At 53.5% G+C, this 2,109-nt stretch carries 2 protein-coding genes; both read left to right on the plus strand.

The window, feature by feature from the left end:
• Window positions 1–63: 63 nt before the first annotated feature.
• Complete coding sequence (locus JRI89_17780) at window positions 64–1,644, plus strand: phosphoglycerate dehydrogenase (GenBank protein MBW2073083.1); 1,581 nt, start codon at window positions 64–66, stop codon at window positions 1,642–1,644.
• A gap of 179 nt (window positions 1,645–1,823) precedes the next feature.
• Window positions 1,824–2,109 (plus strand): DUF1844 domain-containing protein (locus tag JRI89_17785; protein ID MBW2073084.1); only part of this gene is annotated, 286 nt, incomplete at its 3' end.

Raw genomic sequence — 2,109 nt, forward strand, 5'->3', positions numbered from 1 at the left:
CGACTGATGGTACCTAGTCAGGCAAAACCATAGACTGTTCGGATATTGTAGATGGGGGTGTTGATGAAGATTCTGGTAAGTGACCCACTTCACGACAAGGGCATCGAAATCCTCCGGCAGGCCGCCGATTTCGAAGTAGAGGTAAACACCAACCTCACCCAGGAAGAACTCCAGGGCATGATAAAGGACTACGACGCCCTGGTGATTCGCAGCGGCACCAAGGTGACGGCTGAGGTTATCGAGGCAGCAGATCGCCTCAAAGTTGTCGGCAGGGCAGGAATCGGCCTGGACAATGTGGACATTGGGGCCGCTAGCAAAAGAGGAATTGTGGTGATGAACACGCCCGAGGGGAACGTCATTACCACTGCAGAGCATGCCATTGCCCTGCTCATGGCACTGAGTAGGAATATTCCCCAGGCCGCAGCTTCCATGCGACAGCATCGTTGGGAAAAGAAGCGCTTTCGTGGCAGGGAGCTCTACAATAAGACCCTGGGCATCATAGGCATTGGTCGTATTGGCAGGGTGGTGGCCGAGCGGGCCCGCGGCCTGAGCATGAATGTCATCGCCTATGATCCATACATTCCAGCAGAAGTGATCAGCAAGATGGGGGTGGAGCCGGTAACCCTGGATGGGCTCCTCGCCAGGGCCGATTGCATTACGGTGCACACACCCATGACCAGTGAAACACGGAATTTGATAAATGCTGCCTGCTTTGCCAAGATGAAGCGCGGCGTACTTCTGGTAAACTGTGCCCGGGGGGGCATAGTCAACGAGCAGGATCTCTACCAGGCCCTCAAAGAGGGCGTGGTGGCTGGCGCGGCCCTGGATGTGTTCGAAAAGGAACCGCCCGAAGACAATCCCTTGCTGGATCTGGAAAATGTAATTGCCACGCCGCACCTCGGTGCCTCCACTGACGAGGCCCAGGAAAACGTGGCCGTAGCCGTAGCCCAGCAGATTGTAGATTATCTTCATGCCGGAACTATTCGCAATGCGGTAAATGTGCCCTCTGTTGATGGTGAGGTGCTGGCCACCCTGCATCCCTACCTTTCTCTTGTGGAAAAACTCGGCAGCCTGCTTACCCAGATAACAAAGGGAGGTATCGAGGCCATCAGGGTTGACTATGTTGGTGAGGTTGCGGACTTGGACACAGTGCCACTCACAGTTTCCTTGCTGAAAGGGGTTTTTACTCCTGTGCTGGGCGACGAGGTGAACTTCGTCAACGCGCCAATACTTGCCAAAGAGCGGGATATAAAGGTGACCGAGTCCAAACGGACCGAAGCAGAAGACTTTACCAGCCTCGTCAGTATCAGTATGAAAACTACGGAGCAGGAAAACTCGGTGTCTGGAACGATTTTTGGGAGGAAGGATCCTCGCTTGGTGCGGATCAACAGTTTCCGCTTGGAGTCGGTGCTCGAAGGGCATCTGCTGCTGATTTACAACATGGACACTCCGGGTACCATCGGAGCCATAGGCACCTGTCTAGGCAAACACCATATCAATATTGCCACCATGGATGTGGGGCAAGTGATAGACTCGGGGCAGAACATTATTCTGCTCAGGACGGATACCCCGGTGCCGCCAGAAGTGAAAAGAGAGCTGCTCGACCTCGAAAATGTCATGTATGTGCAGAAGTTGGAATTATAAGGGGAATTGGAGTAAAATAATAAAATTGAGCGAGCGATTCTTGGGATTCGTACCGGCCTTGGGAAAAGGCGATGCGGTTACTCGATTTCATTTAAAGCAGGTCAGGAAAAGAGGCAATACCATTTGCTCTATTCATGTTGCCTGGAGCAGACAAACTGTACGTTGGAGGTTCAGGAAAGATGACAGATGAAGAAAGGGAAGGAAAAGGGTTTGTGGTCCGCGACCGACGGCGGTTCACCGAGGAAGGCGAGGTGAAGCAAGAAGTTGACAACGCCGAAAGGGAAGAAGCGGCCCCAAGAGCCGACCGATCGTCAGAGGCGTCGCAGCAAACCGAATCGAAAGCTCCCCGCGAGGAGTCCACCCAGACGGTGCTTCCGGAAATAAACTTCTCCACCTTTATTTTTTCTTTAAACACCTCGGCGCTCCTGCACCTGGGTGACTATCCTGATCCTGCCACCGGCAAAC

It is taken from the genome of Deltaproteobacteria bacterium, assembly GCA_019309045.1.
Lineage (GTDB): Bacteria > Desulfobacterota > Syntrophobacteria > BM002 > BM002 > JAFDGZ01.

What these genes read in the sequence shown, in the direction of transcription:
- JRI89_17780 (MBW2073083.1), top strand. Translation starts at nt 64, where the DNA reads ATGAAGATTCTGGTAAGTGACCCACTTCACGACAAGGGCATCGAAATC.